Source organism: bacterium (assembly GCA_022763185.1).
GTDB lineage: Bacteria > Bdellovibrionota_G > JALEGL01 > JALEGL01 > JALEGL01 > JALEGL01.
This window is the reverse complement of the sequence record JALEGL010000012.1, coordinates 127221-147316: the sequence shown is the minus strand read 5'-3', so window position 1 is coordinate 147316 and position 20096 is coordinate 127221. Positions and strand designations below refer to the sequence as shown.

At 39.3% G+C, this 20096-nt stretch carries 21 protein-coding genes; 14 read left to right on the top strand and 7 right to left on the bottom strand.

The window, feature by feature from the left end; all coding sequences use genetic code 11:
- A partial coding sequence (locus tag MRY82_07775) for an acyl-CoA dehydrogenase family protein (GenBank protein ID MCI5072820.1) occupies positions 1–1557 on the bottom strand: 1557 nt, incomplete at its 3' end.
- A gap of 28 nt (positions 1558–1585) precedes the next feature.
- Between MRY82_07775 and MRY82_07770 the strand changes: the two genes are divergently transcribed.
- From MRY82_07770 to MRY82_07760, 3 genes are read left to right on the top strand one after another with little or no spacing between them, the layout of a single operon-like run.
- Positions 1586–2077 carry a tetratricopeptide repeat protein gene (locus MRY82_07770; protein MCI5072819.1) on the top strand — a complete coding sequence of 164 codons (492 nt, stop codon included), beginning with the start codon at positions 1586–1588 and terminating at the stop codon, positions 2075–2077.
- A 42-nt stretch (positions 2078–2119) separates the two neighbouring features.
- Positions 2120–3580, top strand: a complete 1461-nt coding sequence (locus tag MRY82_07765) for a TolC family protein (protein ID MCI5072818.1) — start codon at positions 2120–2122, stop codon at positions 3578–3580.
- Entirely contained in the window at positions 3577–6684 is a 3108-nt protein-coding gene (locus tag MRY82_07760; GenBank protein MCI5072817.1) for an efflux RND transporter permease subunit, read from the top strand. The genes MRY82_07765 and MRY82_07760 overlap by 4 nt, the downstream gene beginning before the upstream one ends.
- Positions 6685–6695: 11 nt before the next feature.
- Here the strand turns inward: MRY82_07760 and MRY82_07755 are convergent, their stop codons facing one another.
- The 3 genes from MRY82_07755 to MRY82_07745 form a co-directional block, all read right to left on the bottom strand.
- A complete protein-coding gene (locus MRY82_07755; GenBank protein ID MCI5072816.1) occupies positions 6696–7166 on the bottom strand; it encodes a nucleotidyltransferase in 471 nt (156 codons plus the stop codon).
- The gene (locus tag MRY82_07750; GenBank protein ID MCI5072815.1) at positions 7156–7311 is read right to left on the bottom strand and encodes a hypothetical protein; all 156 of its coding nucleotides are present in this window, start codon (positions 7309–7311) and stop codon (positions 7156–7158) included. The genes MRY82_07755 and MRY82_07750 overlap by 11 nt, the downstream gene beginning before the upstream one ends.
- An 82-nt stretch (positions 7312–7393) precedes the next feature.
- A complete protein-coding gene (locus MRY82_07745; GenBank protein ID MCI5072814.1) occupies positions 7394–7807 on the bottom strand; it encodes an acyl-CoA thioesterase in 414 nt (137 codons plus the stop codon).
- 75 nt (positions 7808–7882) lie between these two features.
- Here MRY82_07745 and MRY82_07740 point away from each other — a divergent pair, with 75 nt between their 5' ends.
- The 11 genes from MRY82_07740 (at position 7883) to MRY82_07690 (ending at position 17170) form a co-directional block, all read left to right on the top strand.
- Complete coding sequence (locus MRY82_07740) at positions 7883–8491, top strand: class I SAM-dependent methyltransferase (GenBank protein ID MCI5072813.1); 609 nt, start codon at positions 7883–7885, stop codon at positions 8489–8491.
- A gap of 81 nt (positions 8492–8572) precedes the next feature.
- A complete protein-coding gene (locus MRY82_07735; GenBank protein MCI5072812.1) occupies positions 8573–9217 on the top strand; it encodes a radical SAM protein in 645 nt (214 codons plus the stop codon).
- 1 nt (position 9218) lies between these two features.
- A complete protein-coding gene (locus MRY82_07730) occupies positions 9219–9596 on the top strand; it encodes a 6-carboxytetrahydropterin synthase (protein ID MCI5072811.1) in 378 nt (125 codons plus the stop codon).
- The gene (gene queC / locus MRY82_07725) at positions 9596–10276 is read left to right on the top strand and encodes a 7-cyano-7-deazaguanine synthase QueC (GenBank protein ID MCI5072810.1); all 681 of its coding nucleotides are present in this window, start codon (positions 9596–9598) and stop codon (positions 10274–10276) included. Before MRY82_07730 ends, queC begins: the two co-directional genes overlap by 1 nt.
- A gap of 11 nt (positions 10277–10287) precedes the next feature.
- Positions 10288–10677, top strand: coding sequence for a preQ(1) synthase (gene queF, locus MRY82_07720; protein ID MCI5072809.1), 390 nt, complete (start codon positions 10288–10290; stop codon positions 10675–10677).
- 40 nt (positions 10678–10717) lie between these two features.
- Positions 10718–11686: a lipoyl synthase gene (gene lipA / locus MRY82_07715; protein ID MCI5072808.1), complete on the top strand. Its 969-nt coding sequence runs from the start codon at positions 10718–10720 to the stop codon at positions 11684–11686.
- 23 nt (positions 11687–11709) lie between these two features.
- Positions 11710–13020 carry a 2-oxo acid dehydrogenase subunit E2 gene (locus tag MRY82_07710; GenBank protein ID MCI5072807.1) on the top strand — a complete coding sequence of 437 codons (1311 nt, stop codon included), beginning with the start codon at positions 11710–11712 and terminating at the stop codon, positions 13018–13020.
- Between the two features lie 16 nt (positions 13021–13036).
- Positions 13037–14455, top strand: coding sequence for a dihydrolipoyl dehydrogenase (lpdA, locus tag MRY82_07705; protein MCI5072806.1), 1419 nt, complete (start codon positions 13037–13039; stop codon positions 14453–14455).
- A 6-nt stretch (positions 14456–14461) separates the two neighbouring features.
- Positions 14462–15421, top strand: coding sequence for a thiamine pyrophosphate-dependent enzyme (locus MRY82_07700; protein MCI5072805.1), 960 nt, complete (start codon positions 14462–14464; stop codon positions 15419–15421).
- Positions 15422–15424: 3 nt separating this feature from the next.
- On the top strand, positions 15425–16486 hold the full coding sequence (locus MRY82_07695; GenBank protein ID MCI5072804.1) for an alpha-ketoacid dehydrogenase subunit beta: 1062 nt from the start codon (positions 15425–15427) through the stop codon (positions 16484–16486).
- 78 nt (positions 16487–16564) lie between these two features.
- The gene (locus MRY82_07690) at positions 16565–17170 is read left to right on the top strand and encodes a hypothetical protein (protein ID MCI5072803.1); all 606 of its coding nucleotides are present in this window, start codon (positions 16565–16567) and stop codon (positions 17168–17170) included.
- Positions 17171–17248: 78 nt separating this feature from the next.
- Here the strand turns inward: MRY82_07690 and MRY82_07685 are convergent, their stop codons facing one another.
- The 3 genes from MRY82_07685 to MRY82_07675 all read right to left on the bottom strand — a co-directional run bounded on the left by MRY82_07685 (position 17249) and on the right by MRY82_07675 (position 20067).
- Positions 17249–17893, bottom strand: a complete 645-nt coding sequence (locus tag MRY82_07685) for a hypothetical protein (protein ID MCI5072802.1) — start codon at positions 17891–17893, stop codon at positions 17249–17251.
- Positions 17894–18164: 271 nt separating this feature from the next.
- Positions 18165–18650, bottom strand: coding sequence for a YajQ family cyclic di-GMP-binding protein (locus tag MRY82_07680; protein ID MCI5072801.1), 486 nt, complete (start codon positions 18648–18650; stop codon positions 18165–18167).
- Between the two features lie 16 nt (positions 18651–18666).
- Positions 18667–20067 carry a class II fumarate hydratase gene (locus tag MRY82_07675; GenBank protein MCI5072800.1) on the bottom strand — a complete coding sequence of 467 codons (1401 nt, stop codon included), beginning with the start codon at positions 20065–20067 and terminating at the stop codon, positions 18667–18669.
- Positions 20068–20096: the final 29 nt, after the last annotated feature.

Sequence of the window (20096 nt, the reverse complement as noted above, 5' to 3'; positions counted from 1 at the left end):
TTGCTTTGAGCAGCGTGAAACACAGGCCACCATCAGGTATAAGTCTATTGTGATATCGGCCAAACGCTTTTGCACCAATTGCATTTCAATGATTTTGTTACCATGTCGCTGTAGAATTTTTTCAACCGTATTGGCTAAAGCCACGACATGACCTTCAATATGCGCAGTTTCCTTTTTCAATTGTGGATCTGCTTGAGCAATACTGTCGCCATATAAATTACGAGATAACTTATTGCTCACATAATCATACAATAAACCAAAAGACTTGATTGATTTATTAAGGATGGATTTTTGTAATAGTTTAAGCTTTTCTCCCGTTTCTTTTATTCCGGATAAAGCAATAAAACAACGCAAAATTTCATTGGTCCCTTCAAAAATCATGTTAATTCTGGAGTCTCTTAACATGCGCTCATAGGGATATTCCTGCATATAACTTGATCCACCCGCTATTTGTGTGGCTTCATTGGCAATGTGCCAAAGCTTTTCTGAACCCGCTATCTTGCATGCAGCTGATTCAAGAGAGTAATCTTCAATACCTTGATCTACTAAGTTACAGGTTAAATATGTAGCTGACTCAAGCGCATAAATTTCACTCTGCATCAAGCCCAGTTTTTCTTTAACAATACCAAATGAGCCAATGGTACGACCAAACTGTTTACGCGTATTGGCTTGCGTTGCAGCCAACTGTAAAAGTTTTTTTGACCCGCCAATGCAGCCAGCAGCTAAACCCAAGCGACCAGAGTTTAAAATTTGCATGGCTAATTTAAATCCCTGCCCTAGTTCACCCAGAATATTTTCTTTTGGGACGTGTACTTGATCAAAATGCAACTCAACTGTTGAAGAGGCTTTAATACCTAATTTTTTTTCTTCTGGTCCGTGACTAAAGCCTGGCATGTCTTTGGTTACAATAAAGGCGCTTACTTTTTCTTTGCCCGTCTCTTTAGATTTGGTTTTGGCAAACACTGTAAAAAAACTGGCAAAAGCACCGTTGGTAATCCAAATTTTATTACCCGTAATTTTATATGAACCATCTTCTTGTTCTTCTGCTTTGGTTTTTAAGCTGTACGCATCTGAACCTGCACCAGGCTCAGTTAAAGCAAACGCTGCAATCATTTCTCCACTGGCAAGCTTGGGTAAAAAGCGTTGTTTTTGTTCTTCATTACCCGCTAACAGTAAACCCTTTAGACCAATAGAAGCATGTGCTCCAAGTGTAACAGCTATGGAAGCATCAATACCACCGATGCACTCAAATACTTTGGCATAAGCCATTTGGCTTAAGCCTAAGCCGCCATATTGTTCAGGAATGATGAGACCAAACAAACCCAGCTCAGCCAACTGGCTTAAAAACTCTGGTTTCAATGTTCCTTCTGCTTCAATTTTTGCAGAATCAATGTGATCTTTGGCAAATCGTTCAACGGCATCACAAATCATGTCAACGTTTTCTTGTTCTTTGGCTTCAGGATATGGAAAAACCATATCTTCTAATAGCCTCCCCATATACAAAGATTTTGCAAAGCTTAAGTCTGTTTGATTTTCTTTTTCTTGATTTTCTGGCATAGTCACAGAATATCAGGTTTTAAAATAAATGTTTAAATTTTTACAAAAAAGAAAATTTCATAAAGTTCTTAATCAATATATTCAACGTGGCGACTATAAACATGCTCTAAAGCATATAGAGGAAGCTCCTGAAAAATATAGCATGGACGGTGACGTTGAACTGTATAAAATATGGCTATTAATTGAATGCAATCAACTTCAAGAAAACTCTAATGTGCTGCATGATTTGGAAAAAAAGTATCCTGGGCACCCAATTGTCTTACTTCTCAAAGGTGAATACCTTTTTCAACAAAAGCACTTACCTCAAGCACAAGCCGTATTAGAAAAATCTCTTAGCATTGATCCTCACAACTTAAGAACAGAGTATAGTTTGGCCAAAGTTTGTCTAGCCCTTGGAGAAATTGATAGAGCAACCCAACTGATGAAGTCTACAGTACAGTATGACCCTAAACTGGTACAAAGTAAGCTTTTGGCGCTTACAGAGCTACTGCTGATGAAAAATACCGATCAAATCTCTTAAATATTATTGATCGCTACTATCGATCATGTTATGGCTGGCGACATGAAATACCTTAAACCTTGGTTCAGCTTGATACTTTTATCAAGTTTTTTAGTCCAAGCTCAGGATGCTTTGCAGCTTTCTGAAAAAGACTTAACTCGCTATGTTGGTGAAAAAAATCTTAATAATTTAAATAGCCTTATTGCTCAAGAGCAAGCAAATGTTAATCAAAAAGAATTTAAAGATCAATACAGCGCTTCTGCCTTTGCCAATGCTACCTATATCAATACCAATGAAGAAGCATTTATTGCGTTTCAACCGATCATATCTCCACAGAATATTGTTGAGTTTGGGGTAAGAAAAAAAATACCCTATGGTTTTGATGTACAAGCATCCATCGGATTTGATAACAGACGTTTTAATCTGGGTGCAGATGAAGAAAGGCCTTCTATTGCTACATCCAGCCTTGAAGTTAACATGAACTTATGGAAAAACTTTTTGGGAAAACTGGATAAAGCCAATTTAAACAGTTTTCAATTGCAACAAACACGCTCAAAACTTGAAAATAAAATCAATCAATCGCAGCAACTCTACATACTCAGATCCATGTTTTGGAACCTTGTTGCAGTGAATCAGCAAATCCAAATTTCTCAATCCATGGCCGACTTAGCAAAAAAACAGCTTAACAATGCTCAAAGACGATACCGTCAATCAGCTTCTGATCTAGCAGAAGTTTCTTTTTATCGTTCACAATTGGCTTCTCGCAACAACGCCGTTATTGTTTACAATTACAATAAGCAAACCATCGTTAATCAATTTAAAAAGGCTATTCCTGAATTTTCGCAATACACAGATATCCAAGTTAAAGATCTTGATTTAGAAAAAGCTCGTAAAGATGTTTTAGAATGCGTTAATGCTGTTCAGGCATCTTCATCCGTACCTGAAAACCAAACTTTGTACTCTGACTTAATTGCAGTCATCAAAAAATACTACAGCAATCAGGCTAAAATTCATAAAACCTATGATGATGTTGATATTAATTTAAATACGAGTATCTACACCCGCGCTGTTGATCCGTCAGCATTGGATGCTTTTGAAGAGTCTTTTTTAGAAAATAGACGGGGACTTAGAGCAAGTCTAAGTATCAATATTCCTTTAGGCAACACAAAAACCGAGTCTGATAAACTAAAATTAAATCAGATGATGCTAAACAGTGAGATAAAAAGCTTAAGGCAAAACTTTTTAACCCAATATCAGTTGATTCAAAAAAGCTCTTATTTACTTTTGCAATCTATTGAACAACAAAAGGATAATTTAAACAGCTTAAAACAACGCAGCAAAGAGATTTTAAGAAAATTTAATCAAGGCCGTTTATCCATTAGTGACTATATCTCTGATCAAGATAGACTTTTACAAACAGAATTACAGTTGATTGATAGCCAAAATTTAATCATACAAACCATGTTAGATTATCTAAATATTTTTAGTAAAAGCCAATGTGCATTTAATCAGGTATCCTTATGAAAAACATCATTCAGTTCTTTATCAAAAATTATAAGTTCACTTATATCTTAATGGCCTTTACCTTGATTTATGGTTTGATGGGCTTATCGCAAATGAACTCTGAATCTTATCCAACAGTTAATTTTGCAACGGCAACCATTACAACCATGTACCCTGGCGCCAATCCAGATACCATTGAAGAATTGATTACCAAGCCTATTGAAGATGAAATTAGAACGGTTAAAGGCTTAAAAGATACCAAGTCTACGAGTCAAGCCGGACAAAGTAAAATTGTTGTCCGTGTTGATATGGATCATTATGATGTTGATACGGTCATGGATGACTTGCAAAAAGCTGTGCAAAGAGTATCCAACCTACCCGCTGATTTAAGAGAACAACCTAAATTTGAAGAGCTCAACTCTGAGGAATTTCCTGCCATAGAATTGGCTGTTTTGGGAGACAATCAAAATAGAAAGCGAGACCTTTTTGCTGATTTTTTAAAAGACAAACTTGAAGACAACAAAATGGTGCGTAATGTACGTTTGGTTGGTTTTTCTAAAAGAGAGTTCACCGTAAAACTGGATGCTCAAAAGCTGCAAAGAAACTATGTCAGTATCACTGAGGTTTTGGCGGCGCTGAAAAAGCGTAATCAAAACATTCCTGCTGGTAACATTAAGTCCGATAGCCAGCAATACCTCGTCACTTTGGACGGTAAGGTTAAAAATATCAATGAATTGAAAAACATTGTTATCCGTGCCAATTTTTCTGGCAAGAAAATTTTACTCAGTGACATTGCTCAAGTTGTTGATGGCTCAGCTGAGCATGATGTTCTTGCCTCCGTCAACGGTAAAGCTGCTACACTCATGGTGGTCACTAAAAAAGGAGGTCAGGACACGATAGCCTTGGTCTCCGCAATTGAAGAGGTCCTTGAAACAACAGAAGTTCCCCAAGGCCTAAGCTTAAAAATCTACAACAACGAATCTGAAAAAGTAAAAAACCGAATGCAAATTTTACAATCCAATGCTTTAACGGGTTTGATTTTGGTTATTGTTTTCCTATTGATATTCTTGCCTGGTATTGTGGGTGTCTTTGCTTCTTTCTCTTTGCCTTTAGCGATCATGGGTACGTTTGGTGTGATGGCAAGTTTAGGCATGAACTTAGATGCTATTACCATTCTCGCTTTAGTGATTGCTTTAGGGATGCTGGTTGATAACAGTGTAGTCATCAGTGAATACTTTAGCCGTCTGATTCAAGATGGCATGGATAAGCATGAAGCGGCATGGACAGCGGCCAATCAATTTTGGTTGCCTATAACCTGTACTGCCTTGACGACCATTGCCGCTTTCCTGCCTATGTTGGTGACCAAAGGCATTATGGGTGAGTTCATTAAGTTTATTCCCATTGTTGTAACTATTTCTTTGATTTTAAGTTTAATTGAAAGTTTCTTTTTATTACCCTCACGCTTAATTTTTTCAACCCGTCAAAAGAAGTCTTCTTCAGCTACAGAAAACAAATCCAATAAAGACTGGTTCATGCGTATATCTGATCAGTTTGAGCGTATGATGGCAAGCTTGATTCGCTTGCGTTATGTCATGTTGGTTGTTTTTGGTCTATTGGTGGGTGGATCTCTATTTATGTTGGTTAAGGTGAATAAATTTATTCTCTTTCCCGCTGAGCAGACTGAGATTTATATTGCCCGTTTAGAAGCTCCCACCGGCACGCCTCTTGAAAAAATGAATAGGTTTACTCAAGAGGTGAGTTCAAAAATTAAAGCTGTTATGGGTCAAGACCTTGAAAATATTGTTGCTCGCTCTGGTGTTTCACAAACAGACCCAGGTGACCCTAAAGCCCGTGAAGGGGATAATGTGGGCATGATTTTAATTTATGTTACCCGTGACGCTTCTTTTAACCTTAAATATACTGATGCCTTAAAGCGTTTACGCACCATTGAACATGATCAGCTCAAAGAGCTAAGTTTTGAAGTTCAAGTCAATGGACCACCTGTAGGGAACCCAGTTGAGGCAACCTTTAGATCTAATGATGCCCAGCAATTGAACTTTGTTACCAAAACAATGATTAATCGCCTTAATGAGATCCCTGGAATTTTAAACCCACAAACAGATGATATTTTGGGTGATGATGAAGTTAAAATCATGCTCGATCATGAAAAAGTAGCGCGCTTAGGTCTAAGTTTACAAACTGTTGGAGATGCTATTAAAACTGCTTTAGAAGGGACATTGGTCACGGAAATTACATTAGACAACAAACAGTTTGACCTGCAACTTAAGTTTAATGAAAACTTTACTACCCAAACCAAAGACCTACACAATATTAAGGTTATGGACAGCAATGGTAACCTTATTGCCCTAACAGAACTAGGTAGCTTTAAGATTGAGCCAGGTAGCCCTGTGGTCAAGCGTTTTGATTTTCAACGCTCACGTAATGTTGTTGCAGATATTGATGAAGATCAAATCACCAGTATTGTTGCCAATCAAAAAGTTTTAGAGATTTACAATGAACTTAAAAAAGATAACCCTGAAGTAACGCTTGTCTTTGGTGGTGAACAGGAAAACACCAACGAGTCTATGGAAAGCTTAGGTAATGCCATGATCTTGGCTCTGATTGGGATCTTTGGTATTTTGGTGTTTTTATTCTCTTCATACTTACGCCCTGTTATTATCATGTCTACTATTCCCTTAGGTTTACTTGGTTTTGCTATTGCTTTTTACTTTCATGATAGACCGGTGAGCTTCCTAGCCATGATTGGAGTGATTGGTCTGTCTGGGATTATTGTTAACTCAGGCATTGTATTGATCAGTTATATTGATGACTTAAGAGAAGAAGGCAAGTTAAGCTTGGATGAGATATTGGTCCAAGCCTCTGGCATGCGTCTAAAAGCTGTGTTGGTAACCTCACTGACCACCATCAGCGGTTTGTTTCCTACAGCTTATGGTATTGGTGGTAGTGACATGATGTTAATTCCCATGACTTTAGCCATGGCTTGGGGCTTAACCAGCGGTACCCTACTCACTTTGATTTGGGTTCCCTGCGCCTATAGAATTTTGGAAGATTGGAATAATCTTTTGGGTCGTTTGTTTGGCAGAAAAAATACAGAAACACAATAAACACTTTGTGCTTAGCTAATACTTTCTAGCTCTTCAGCAACTCGCAAGTCTTTGGGTCTACCCATGACTTTTTTAGCCTTAATGAGTTGTTTTTTGGACAAAACCCTTACCTTGTCTTTTTGACTAATATTAACGTATTGTGCGAAAGGTTGAATATCACTCAACAATCCCAAACCTTTGATTTCACCAAGCACATCCAGTACGCCAAGTTGCGTTGTTAAATAAATATTTTTTAAGGAATCGAGATCCTCTGGGTATTTTAAAAAGCTCAATTTTTTTGGATGCATACGATGTCTCGGATCATATTCAGATAAGATACTCCTCAGTTCTTGAATCGATATTTCATCCATGTTCATACAAATATCAATATCACGTGTAACTTCAGACGAGCCATGAATAACTCCCGCAAAGCCACCTACCAAAACGAATTCAAGATCACTTTGAGCTAAGATTTTAAGTAAATTTAGTAAATCACTTTTCATCACTTAGGGTATGTTTATAGCTTTCTAGGGTTTCCAGCAAATATAGTGCATCTGCATGTTTTTTAAGACGCTCTTCAACACTTAATGATAAATTTTCTTTAAGCAGTTCTAAATCAATATCACTTATTTTTTTATTTTTATCCACAAGACTCTAAATACTAACAAATATTAATACACATGCACAAGCATAAAACTAGCCAAAGGTACCGGCTACCTTTGGGTACGGCTTATTGTATACCAATGGCTTCTTTCCACTCATCTGTTGCATGGATTAGCTTGCGTTTTTGCGTATCCCAAAAGCCCATGGTTAAAACGGCATCGCAACACACTTCACCCTTTTCGTTTTCTATCCATTGTCTCAATTCACCTATTTTAGGTTTGAAACTTTGCATTTGTGATTTGATCATTACTTTATCTCTGGCTTTGAGCTCTTTATGATACTTTATGTTAATGGCTAGGATAACGGGACCGGTTTTGGTTTCTTTTATTTTTTCAAGTCCAAAGCCTCTCTGGCTGATAAACTCCCAACGGGCAAACTCAAATAACTGCAAATAAACTGCATTGTTTAAATGACCAAAACTATCCAAGTGTGCTTCTTGTATGGTGCTTGGGTACTCAAAAATAAGATTGCTATTTGTCATGATCTTTCTATAACTTAAATTGTGACGCATATAAAATTTATTGTCATGAATGCATAGAAGACCTACAGTGAGCACATGCATAAACCTTTTTCAGAAGCCTGTGAACGCAATAAAGCCATTATTTTTGATACCCTTAAGCCTTATTTAAAAAAAATAGAAGGCCATCTTTTAGAAGTGGGAACAGGGACAGGTCAACATGCCGTTTATATGGCTCCACAATTAGAGCATATCACCTGGCACACCTCAGATGTTTCTGGAAATCATATGGGTATAAAAAGCTGGTTAAAGGAGTCCAAGGCTAAAAATATCAAAGCCCCCATCGCTTTTAAGGTGGGTGTGGATAAATTTCCCAAAAAAACCTTTTATCAAGCGGTCTATTCCGCCAACACCTTTCACATCATGTCTTGGAAACAAGTAAAAACACTGATCAAACTTTTAGGGCACTCTTTAAGGAAAGATGCACTGGTCTTTATTTATGGTCCGTTTAAATATAAGGGACAATATACCTCTGATAGCAACGAACATTTTGATCAAAGTTTAAAAGAAACTGATCCACAACGCGGTATACGTAACTTTGAAGATGTTCATACAGCTTTTGAAAAGTCTGGCTTTATTCTGGTTGAGGATCATATTATGCCTGCAAACAACCAGCTTTTGGTATTCAAACGCTTAGAGCATGGATAAATTAACCTTTTATTTCTGTTATCTTTTGTGCGTTAACAAAAACTTGCCTAAAGCAGCTTAAATGCGTTATGAGCTGGGACTGTGAATTTACGGATCAATGAAATTTTTTATAGCATTCAAGGAGAGTCTTCATACGCTGGTAGACCGTGCACATTTATTCGTTTAACCGGATGTCCCCTGCGCTGTTCATACTGTGATACCGGATATGCCTTTCACAAAGGTTCAGATATGAGCATTGAGGATATTTTAAAACAGGTTCAAGATTACGGTTGTAACTTGGTTGAAGTCACGGGCGGTGAACCCTTGGCTCAAGATAATGCTGTTGATCTTATGCAGACCCTAATTGATGATGGTTATGAAGTCATGCTTGAAACCAGTGGCGCTTTCTCTGTTGAAAAAGTCCCGCAAAAAGTCAAAATCATCATGGACATCAAAACACCCAGTTCCAATGAGATGGAGAAAAACATCTATGACAACTTTAAACTTTTAAAGCATAACATTGATGAAGTTAAATATGTTGTTAAAAATAAAGACGATTTTGACTTTTGCACCAAAGTTTCTGATGAGTTTGAACTGTGGGATAAATTTACAGTTTTGGCCTCGCCTAACTTTAAACATCTGGATAACTTGCAGTTGGCCAAGTGGGTTTTAGAGTCAAAAAAACCGTATCGCATGCAATTACAAATGCACAAATACATTTGGGACCCTGAGGAAAAAGGAGTTTAACATGAGTCATTATGATGTTCGTTTAGAACTTGAATTTAACTTGGAAGTAGCGCACTACATGACCAATGTGCCTAAAGACCATTTTAATGGCCAAATGCACGGTCACTCCTATTTAGGTTTGGCTATTTTTCAAGGACCCATTGACCCAGAAACTGGGATGCTTTTGGATTATGATCATCTTAAACGCAATTTAAGCGAGTATTTAACAAAATACGATCATAAGGTTCTCAATGATTTACCTGGTTTGCAACATCCCAGCAGTGAAAACCTGGCAAAAGTATTGTATGAAGACTTATCCACTACATATGAACATCTTAAAGCCATTCGCATATGGCGCCCCACTTTGGGCTTGAATATTCAATATCCAGGTGATTTCTAATGGCTTCTGATTCAGCCTTGGTTCTCTTTTCTGGTGGCCAAGATTCTACCACCTGCCTGTTATGGGCAAAACAAAAATTTAGTCACGTTGAGGCCATTTGTTTTCACTACGGACAAAAGCACAGTATTGAACTGGAATGTGCCCAAATGATTTGTCAGAAGCACGAGGTTCCTTTAAAAATGGTGGATCTTTCATTTTTATCCAGCTTGAGTCACAACGCTTTAACTGATGAAAGCATGGAGCCCACTGGTGAAAAGGGAGACAACGCATTGCCCACAACCTTTGTTCCTGGAAGAAACGCCCTCTTCTTGACCTCAGCATTATGTTACGCCGCTCCTAAAGCTATCAATAATTTGGTTATAGGTGCCTGTGAAGTCGACTACTCTGGCTACCCAGACTGTAGAGAGGACTTTATCCAATCCCAGCAACAAACCCTAAGCCTTGCTTTAGGCCAAAACATCAAAATCCACACCCCTTTAATGCAACTCGATAAAGCTGAGACCTTCCAACTGGCAAGCAACTTAGGTGGCCTCAATGATGTCATTGAATTATCGCATACTTGTTACAGAGGTGACCGCAATATATTTCATGCTTGGGGTTATGGCTGCAGTAATTGCGATGCCTGCCACTTAAGAAAAAATGGTTTTGAAAAATTTAAACAAATGAACAAGAATTCATAAGGAGTAAACCCATGGCAACAGCAGAAGGTAAAGTTTTACAGTTTAAATCCCCAGACACCGTTGATCCAAGTATTTTAGAAACATTTCCCTATGCTGGCCCAAAACAGCACGTGCAATACAGTACCAATGAATTCACAGCGGTATGCCCTTTTTCTGGCTTACCGGACATAGGTATTGTGACCATTGACTATATGCCGGGTGAGAAATGTGTAGAGCTCAAGTCTCTTAAGTATTATTTGTTAAGCTACCGAGATGTAGGCATTTACCAAGAACATGTCACGGCCAAACTGTATGAGGACATCAGTCAAACTCTTCAAGCCCAGGAATTGACCTTAACTGTTGTTTACCAAACCCGCGGTGGAATTGATACTACTTGTAGCATAAGCTCTAAAGATCAATAGACTTGCTAAAATTCCTCATGCGTGTATAGGTCTACATATTATGGCGACAACATCACGGTTTCAAAGAAAGCCGGAATGGTTAAAAATTAAGGCGCCCAGTGGCAAATCTTATCAAGACATTGCAAAAATGTTGCGTGAAAAGAAGTTGGCTACGGTCTGTCAAGAGGCTCTCTGTCCTAACATCAACGAATGCTGGAACGGTGGTACAGCCACTATTATGCTTTTGGGAGATACCTGTACCCGAGGCTGTCGATTTTGTGCGGTGAACAGCGGCAACCCAAAAGGGGTTTTAGATGAAATGGAGCCATTTAACACGGCTGAAACCATAAAAACCATGAATCTCAACTATATCGTGCTTACTACAGTTGATCGTGATGATTTACAAGATGGCGGAGCTGCGCATATCGCCAAAACTATTCGCTATGCCAAAAAAAACTGTCCCCAGACCATGATTGAATGTTTGGTGGGAGATTTCCGCGGTGATCACGCTGGGGTTAAAACGGTTGTCAATGCTAAACCAGAAGTCTTTGCCCATAATATTGAAACTGTAAAACGCCTAACCCCCACTGTCCGTGACCGTAAAGCTGGGTACCAACAGTCTTTAGAGGTCTTAAGTGCAGCTAAAACTTTTTCAAATGATATTTATACCAAGAGCTCTATCATGCTGGGCTTGGGTGAAACACTGGATGAGTTAAAACAATCTTTTGAAGATTTAAGAAAACATAAGGTTGATTTTTTAACCTTAGGGCAATACTTACAACCCAGTAAAAAACACTTGCCTGTTGAACGTTTTGTCCACCCAGATGAGTTCAAAGAACTCCAAGAATTGGCCATGACTTATGGTTTTACTTATGTCGCCTCAGGTCCGCTGGTAAGAAGCTCGTATAAAGCGGCTGAATTTTTTATAGAATCGCATATTAAACAACATAAAAACTTAAACAAAAACCCAAATCCTGTTGACATTAAAGCTGAGCAATATACATCTTTGCCGGTTATCCAACAGATTTAATACTAACGAGAAGGAGAAATCTCATGGCAAATCATATGTTTAACTTACCTGACATTGGCGAAGGTGTGAATGAAGGTGAAATTGTTCAATGGCTAGTAGCCGAAGGCGACGCAGTCAAAGAAGATCAACCTTTGGTTGAAATTATGACCGATAAAGCCACTGTTGAAATTGCTGCCCCTGTTTCGGGCACAGTGGTTAAACATGCTGCTCCTGAAGGTGAAAGCATTGATGTGGGTTCGTTATTGGCTGAGATTGCTACTGATGGTGCTTCTGCAGGTTCTAGTAGCGACTCTGATTCCAGACCAGCTGAGGGTCACTTAAAAGATAAAGCTGATGGAGGCGATACCATCAGACAAGAAGCTGAGCAAGCCGCAAAAGATCTTAAAAAAGATAATGGTTCCAATGTTATTTCTATGCCCGCAAACAGTGAAAAAGACGGTTTGGTTTTGGCCTCACCCGCTACAAGAAAAATGGCTCGAGAACAAGGTATTGCTCTAGCCTCTATTCCTGGTACTGGTGAGCATGGCCGAGTTTTAAAATCTGATGTTGAGCAATTTGTTGCCAATGGCGGTAACACCGCAACGGCTGCAGCCACTCAAACAGCACCAAGCTTTGTTCCTCAAACGCATGATGGCCCAATGGAAGAAAGAATTAAACTCAGAGGTATTCGTAAAGCCATTGCCAAAAACATGCAGCTTTCAAAAAATACGGCGGCTCACTTCACCCATGTTAATGAGCTTGAAGCCGATGAATTGGTTAAAGTTCGTGGCATGCTTAAACAAGAAGCAGCTGATAAAGGTGTGAAACTGACCTACTTACCATTTATCATTAAAGCTATTTGTGGTGCCTTAAAGGAGTACCCCAAACTTAATTCTAGTTTGGATGAAGAAACTCAGGAAATTGTCATCAAACATTATTACAATATTGGTGTTGCTGTTGCGACCAAAGATGACGACTTGATTGTGCCGGTAATCAAAAATGCTGATCAAAAAGGTTTGTTACAAATTGCTGCTGAAATTGTTGAGCTTGCAGACAAAGCTAGAAACAATAAGCTTTCTCCAGAAGAACTACAGGGCGGTACATTCACCTTAACCAGCATGGGTAACGATGGTGGCTTATTGGCCACACCAGTCATCAATTATCCACAAGTGGGGATTTTGGGCTTTTACAAAATTGCAGACCGAGTGGTTGTCCGTGATGGTGAAATGGTGATTCGAAAAATTGCTAATTTATCTGTATCCATTGATCACAGAGTGGTTGATGGAATGATGGGCGCTAACTTTATGAGCAGCGTAATCCGAAATTTAGAAAACCCTAGCAGACTGTTGCTATAAGGAAGGATAACTAGACGTGAGTGATAAAAATACAGAAGTAGTTGTTATTGGCGGTGGCCCTGGCGGTTATGTGGCTGCCATTCGTTTAGGACAACTGGGCAAAAAAGTTTGTTTAATTGAAAAAGAAAATGTTGGCGGTGTTTGTTTAAACTGGGGGTGCATCCCGTCTAAAGCTTTAATTGGTGCCGGCAAACTGTATGAAGAAATGCAGCAAGCACATGAAATTGGGCTTAATGTAGGTACAGTAACGGTTGATCTTAATAAAACCCAGGAATGGAAAAGCGGTGTCGTTAAAAAGCTAACCTCTGGTGTAGCAAGCCTTGCTAAAAATGTTGGGGTTGAAATCATCAAGGCCAAAGCCAGTTTCACCTCTCCCAATGAACTTAAACTAGAAAGCTCAGAAGGCACAAGCACTTTAGCTTTTGAACAAGCCATTATAGCTGCGGGCTCTAGCCCTATTGAAATACCTGGTTTTGCTTTAGATGGCAAAGCTGTGGTGGACTCACGTGATGCTTTAGATTGGACAAAAGTTCCTAAAAGGATGTTGGTGATAGGCGGTGGCGTTATTGGTCTTGAAATGGGCATGCTGTACCAAAAATTTGGCTCACATGTCAGTGTGGTTGAAATGACCGATCAGCTTTTGCCAGGCACCGATAAAGAAATTGCCAAAGAAATTGCCAAAGCCTGCAAAAAGAAAAAAATGGATATTCATTTAAGCTCTAAAGCCTTAGGCTATGAGCAAGGTAAAGACGGCTTACAGGTCAGCATTGAAAAAAATGGTAAAACTGAAAAAGTAGCCTGTGATATTATTCTATTGGCTGTGGGCAGAAAGCCAGACGGTAGCTCACTTAACCTGGAAGCTGCTGGTGTTAGCTTTGACAGAAAAATACCCGTCAATGAAAAACTGCAAACCAATGTAGATCACATCTATGCCATTGGTGATATTGCTGGCCCGCCTCTTTTAGCGCATAAAGCCTCTAAAGAAGGAGTTGTTGCTGCAGAAGTCATTGCCGGTAAAAATGTAATCTACGACGTTAGAGCCATGCCTGGCGCTATTTTTACAGACCCTGAAGTGGCTAGCGTAGGGATGACCGAAGAAGAAGCAAAAGAAAAAGGGATTGACTATTTTACAGGTAAATTCCCTATGGCTGCCTCTGGAAGAGCCTTAGCCTCTAGACATACCGATGGTTTTGTTAAAGTAATTGCAGAAAAAGGCAGTGAGAAGCTTTTGGGTGTACATATGATTGGTGCCCACGTTTCTGAACTGATTGGAGAAGGAACCTTGGCCATTGAAATGGGTGCGGTTATTGAAGATATCGCTTTAACGGTTCACCCTCATCCAACATTATCTGAATGCTTGATGGAAGCTGCTGAAAACGCTTTGGGTCATGCCATTCATACGGTTAATAAAAAAAACAATAGAAAAGCATCGTAGGTTAACATGATAGACAAAGCATTAAAAAAACAATTGTTTACCAATATGGTCAGAACGCGTGCCATGGAAGAGCGCTTGATCAAAATGGCTAAATCCTCAGATGGTTACTTCTGGATTGGTGGTCCGGGTGAAGAAGGCTTTAATGTTCCTTTAGGCACCTTGGTCAACAAAGGCTATGGCATTGATTATGACTATACCCATTTTCATTACCGCAGCTCTGGATGTATTATCGGTATGGGAGCTGAACCCATCAGCTTAATTCGTCAAATGGCAAGTGTCAAAACTGATCCTTACTCTGGGGGCCGTCACTTTGTGAACCACCCTGCCATCAAAAAATGGAATGTATGTCCAGTGAATGCACCCATTGAAACCCAATATTCATTTGCCATTGGTACAGCCAAAGCCCAAAGAAATAGTAAAAAAGGGATTACCATTGTAACAGGTGGTGATGCTGGGACGGCTGAAGGCGATTTTGCAACCTGCTTGGTTTGGGCAAGTCGTCCCGAAGAAGAGCTGCCCATGTTAATTGTGGTCACCAACAACCGCTTTGGGATTTCAACACCCTACAGCGAAGTCAATGGCACCAAATCTATTGTAGCAAGAGCAGAAGCGTTTAACATGAAAACTGACGTCATCAATGGCAATGACCCAGAAGAGTCTTATACAAGACTTAAAGCAGCCATGGACTATGTTCGTAAAGAGCGTAAGCCCTTCTGTCTTGAAGCATCTGTATCAAGACTACATGGTCATTCATCTTCATCTGGGGCCAATAGGGTTTATGATCAAGAAGATTGTATAGAAAACTACAAGGCCAAGCTTTTAGATGAAAAAGTATTAACCAAAAAAGAAGTGGATAGCATTATCGATGCTGCCCATCAAGAATGCAAAGACGCTTTGGATCAAGTGAGAAAAGAAGAAAAACCTTCTTCTGATTCAGTATACATGCACACCTTTAAGGAGGAGTAAGATATGGCATCGATCGCACAAGCCATTAGAATGGCACTTCATGTTGGAGAAACACAGTTGGGTGTTCAAGATATTTTTGGTGAAGATGTGGGACCTCCTTTGGGCGGTGTCTTTACTTGCACGCAAGGTTTAGAAAAAGCCTGGAACTCACCGCTTGATGAGCGCGGTATCATTGGCATGGCCATGGGCTTGGCTTTGGCTGAACAAAAGCCTGTTGCTGAAATTCAGTTTGTGGATTATATTTTTAACACCATTGACTTGATGAAGTTGGCCGGCAATACTTGTTGGACCACCAATGGTGAGTTTAACATTGATATGGTGGTGATGAGTCCTACGGGTTCAGGCGTACATGGTTCTGTCTATCACTCACATTCATTTGAATCAATTGCAACCCATATGCCGGGGTGGAAAGTCATCATTGTATCAAATCCTTTAGATGCTTATGGTTTATTGATTTCAGCCATTAAAGACCCAAATCCTGTTTTATTTATGTATCCTAAGGCATTGATTCGTACCCAAACAGATGATGTGATTCCTGGTGCGCCCAAAGATCAGAAAGAGCTTTCTAAAATGATCGATGCACCTTTGGGTGATCGTAGTCAATGGAAACCCGAGTGGCCAAAAACAGAAGTCATGGAAATTCCAATTGGCAGAGCAAAAAAATATACCAGTGGTGATAAACTGACGGTAATCAGCTATGGTAGAACCCTTCCCTTGGCTGTTAATGCTGCTAGAAAAATCAATGAGAATCGTGGCAGCGAAGACATTGAAGTCATGGACTTACGCACCATTTACCCCTATGACTGGGATGCCATTAAAACATCGGTAGAAAAAACCGGTAGAGTTTTGGTGGTCAATGAAGACACTGAAGTCACTAACTTTGGTGAACATCTCATCCGCAGAATAGCCAATGACTGCTTTTATCACTTGCAAGCTCCTCCAAAACTTTTGGCTGGTGCAAATACACCGGGTGTAGGTTTGGCTTGGACACTTGAACAAGTGCAAGTGCCTCAGGAAGATAGCATTGAAAAAGCCATGACTGAGCTTTTAAGTTTGGAAGCTTAATACTTTTATTAATAAAATGAATTGAGGCCTGTATATTTTTTGCAGGTCTCTTTTTTTAGGTTAACATTCTTAATTGAAATGCATTTATATTCAAATTATTTAAATATTTTTCTGCTTATCTTAGTTTTCAGTCTCACGACAGCTTGTGACAGACAAAAAAAATACCAACAAGAAAAAATTCAAGCCTATGAAAAGAAGCTTGCTCCACCTACTTACAAAGCACTTGGACATGGTTACACGGCGCTGCCTAAAAATTTAAATCCAGCCGTCTTGGAACAAAGAAAGTTGTTTGTAGAGTTTTTACAAGCTTTTCAAGATCAATGCTTAACGTTGATTCACTTGTATCACCCCAGTGATGTGGACATTGAATCTGTTGCTTTATGCATTAAAACAGAAGAAAAAAATGTAGGTATTTATCAAAACAAAGCCTGTGTTGTGGCACTGATTGATCACATTTATCAAAGACCCATGCCTTATTACTCAGAAAACAACTCGCATTGGGGCATTCAAAAAGCATGTGAATCAAATGCCATGCTTAACAAAATAAATCAGCCCGACACCCTAACAACAGTTAACCCCATAACATATGCACGCATGAAGTTGAATGACGATGGCTTTAGTATGCACACCATTCAAGATAGACTTGAACTTGCTCAAGCCATTAAAACAAAAATTAGCCCCTAAAAATATACTTCTAAGTCTTAAGGATAGGGGTACACCTGTACTCTAAAGCTATTGCTGGTTTATATTATTCAATATTGCTTACGGCACAATCAAGTCAAAGGTGGTAAAACCATTGCTTTCAATATGGCCTCTTGAAAAGCCCTGTGGAGGTGGCATGAGTTTTTGGTTTCGGATTCTAAAGTGAATTTTTTCTCCTGAAGTATAATTGTTTAAGTCTTGCGTATTTAAATCATTAGAATTAAAACTAACACTGCCTTGTGATTCAGAAGGCGTATCGTAATGATTAGAGCACTCTCCTCCACCCACATTAATATTACTATCGGTGTTCACCGCAGGTGAATAATTGATAACCAAGGTAGAGTTGAGTAAATCTGGTGCGGTATCATTATGGCTGTATTCTGTGAGCGAAACCCTTTGTGCCAGTTCAATGACTTCGTTGCTGATCGATCCACCAGACTTTACGGTTGTGATTGTAATTGTTGAAGCTTGTTCATCCAAAGGAATAAATGCACTGTAGCGCATGTAGCCTTGGTCAATAAATGGAAGTTCAATGCCATTGGCATAAATCTTTGTGCTTTCATCGTACCTTAAACCTTGTCCATCTTTACTAAACCTAACAATGACAGCTGCTTGACGCGTGTAAGGAGAAAAACCATCATTAATAGTGTAGTAGGCAGAGACTTCATCAGGGTGATGATAGGCAACATAAGAATCTGCTGACATTGTGCTTATACTAGTGCTACCACATGCCATGATGAGTATACCGCTTAGAAGCATACTAACACTAAAACTAAATATTTTGATTGTATTCATTTCAACCTCGAGCTCAATGAAATTTAGATTATCTAACAATGGACAAGGTTTGTTAAAGCAACTTATATGCCATACATATAAGTGCTGATTATCACTATAGCTCCTCTGCTTATATTTAAGCAGTGAGCAAAGTTTGGTTTTGATTTTGAGTCAATTTTAAGCAGCCGCTTAGCAGCAGTATTCAATCTCTGAAATTATTAAATTGCAGTGGCAAACTAAAATCTAAACCTTTTAATAAGGCAATCACGTCTTGGAGATCGTCGCGTTTTTTTCCTGTGACCCGCACAGCTTCACCTTGAATAGACGCTTGTACTTTCAATTTAGAATCTTTGATTTTTTTAACCAATTCTTTGGCTTTTTCTTTATCAATGCCTTCTACCACTTTAATGTTTTGTTTGGCTCTCCCACCACCGGCAGGTTCAACCCTTCCTAGTTCCAAAGACTTTAACGAAACGCTTCTTTTAGCTAATTTAGCCTGTAAAACATCAACCGCAGCTTGAACTTTATAATCATCTGCCGAGTTGACCATGATTTCTTTATCTTTACGTTCTATGCTTGTATTACTGCCTTTAAAATCAAAACGCTGGGTTAACTCTCTATTGGCCTGATTTAAGGCATTATCTATTTCAGAAAAATCAATCTCGTTAACAATATCAAAACTGGGCATGCTTCACTCCTTTATTTTATGCATCTCTTTGGGTCATACGTTTTGGATTTAAGGCTTCATTAAGTTTTGTCTCATCCAAAATATTTTTTGCCAAAGCAACTTCGCGGACAGTTTTACCACTTTTATAGGCTTCTTTAGCAATGGCCGCCGCTTCATCATAGCCAATCAAAGGTGCCAATGAGGTACACATGGCCAAACTTTCTTCAATCAAGGCTTCACAGCGTTCTTTATTTACACCCAAATCATCAATACAACGCTCTACAAAGTTGTGACAAGAATTGGCCAAAAGCTCACTGCTTTGCAATACATTGTGAATCATCATGGGCATCATGACGTTGAGCTCAAAGTTACCGGCTTGACCACCCATGGTCACCGCTGCATCGTTACCCATCACTTGCGCACAAACCATGCAAACCGATTCAGCAATCACAGGGTTGACTTTGCCTGGCATAATCGATGAGCCGGGTTGCGTTTCGGGTAAAAGCAACTCGCCAATACCACAGCGAGGTCCTGAGCCCAAAAGTCTAATATCATTGGCAATTTTCATGAAGCTTACAGCAAAACCTTTTAAAACTGCACTGGCTTCAACAATGGCATCTTTACACGCTTGCGCGGCAAAGTGATTGCGAGTTTCAGAAAATTGTAACTGTGTATGTTTGGCAATTTCGGCAATGGCGTGTTTTGGAAAAGCTTCTTTAGTATTTAAACCGGTTCCAACGGCTGTTCCGCCCAAAGCCAGTTCACTGATTGAAATTAAAGCCCGTTCTATTCTTTCTATGGCTTCTTGCACTTGAAAAGCATAGCCTGAAAATACCTGTCCCATTGTAATGGGAGTTGCGTCTTGTAAATGCGTCCGACCAATTTTAACAATGTCATCAAATTCATGGGCTTTTTCATCCAAAGCTGTATGCAAGCGCCGCATGGCGGGCAGCAATACTTTGTTAAAGTGTAAACTGGTGGCTATATGCATGGCTGTAGGAAACACATCATTGGAAGATTGGCCATAGTTGACATGATCGTTGGGATGAATCAGCTTACTGCCTTTTTCTCCACCCAAAATTTCTGTGGCTCTATTGGAAATTACTTCGTTTGTATTCATATTGGAAGAGGTCCCAGACCCAGTCTGAAAGATATCCACCACAAATTGATCATCAAACTCACCGGCAATCACCTGTTCTGCCGCTTCAACTATGGCTTTTGATTGTTCAGAACTGATACACCCCAACTCAGCATTGGCAATGGCTGCGGCTCTCTTAATTTCTCCCAAAGCCTGAATCATAACCCTAGGGATGGTATAAGAACTGATAGGAAAATTTAACACTGCCCTTTGCGTTTGTGCCGCATAATAAGCGTTTTTAGGAACCTGCATTTCTCCCATGGAATCTTTTTCTATACGATAGTCTGTATTTTTGAGCATAAGGGCTAACTACTAAAGCCATCAAAAAA

Bases quoted from the DNA above. Each gene is read 5' to 3' on its own strand.
- MRY82_07770 (MCI5072819.1), top strand. From the start codon at position 1,586: ATGTTTAAATTTTTACAAAAAAGAAAATTTCATAAAGTTCTTAATCAA.
- MRY82_07765 (MCI5072818.1), top strand. From the start codon at position 2,120: ATGAAATACCTTAAACCTTGGTTCAGCTTGATACTTTTATCAAGTTTT.
- MRY82_07760 (MCI5072817.1), top strand. From the start codon at position 3,577: ATGAAAAACATCATTCAGTTCTTTATCAAAAATTATAAGTTCACTTAT.
- MRY82_07755 (MCI5072816.1), bottom strand. From the start codon at position 7,166: ATGAAAAGTGATTTACTAAATTTACTTAAAATCTTAGCTCAAAGTGAT.
- MRY82_07745 (MCI5072814.1), bottom strand. From the start codon at position 7,807: ATGACAAATAGCAATCTTATTTTTGAGTACCCAAGCACCATACAAGAA.
- MRY82_07740 (MCI5072813.1), top strand. From the start codon at position 7,883: ATGCATAAACCTTTTTCAGAAGCCTGTGAACGCAATAAAGCCATTATT.
- MRY82_07730 (MCI5072811.1), top strand. From the start codon at position 9,219: ATGAGTCATTATGATGTTCGTTTAGAACTTGAATTTAACTTGGAAGTA.
- queC (MCI5072810.1), top strand. From the start codon at position 9,596: ATGGCTTCTGATTCAGCCTTGGTTCTCTTTTCTGGTGGCCAAGATTCT.
- queF (MCI5072809.1), top strand. From the start codon at position 10,288: ATGGCAACAGCAGAAGGTAAAGTTTTACAGTTTAAATCCCCAGACACC.
- lipA (MCI5072808.1), top strand. From the start codon at position 10,718: ATGGCGACAACATCACGGTTTCAAAGAAAGCCGGAATGGTTAAAAATT.
- MRY82_07710 (MCI5072807.1), top strand. From the start codon at position 11,710: ATGGCAAATCATATGTTTAACTTACCTGACATTGGCGAAGGTGTGAAT.
- MRY82_07700 (MCI5072805.1), top strand. From the start codon at position 14,462: ATGATAGACAAAGCATTAAAAAAACAATTGTTTACCAATATGGTCAGA.
- MRY82_07695 (MCI5072804.1), top strand. From the start codon at position 15,425: ATGGCATCGATCGCACAAGCCATTAGAATGGCACTTCATGTTGGAGAA.
- MRY82_07690 (MCI5072803.1), top strand. From the start codon at position 16,565: ATGCATTTATATTCAAATTATTTAAATATTTTTCTGCTTATCTTAGTT.
- MRY82_07685 (MCI5072802.1), bottom strand. From the start codon at position 17,893: ATGTCAGCAGATTCTTATGTTGCCTATCATCACCCTGATGAAGTCTCT.
- MRY82_07680 (MCI5072801.1), bottom strand. From the start codon at position 18,650: ATGCCCAGTTTTGATATTGTTAACGAGATTGATTTTTCTGAAATAGAT.
- MRY82_07675 (MCI5072800.1), bottom strand. From the start codon at position 20,067: ATGCTCAAAAATACAGACTATCGTATAGAAAAAGATTCCATGGGAGAA.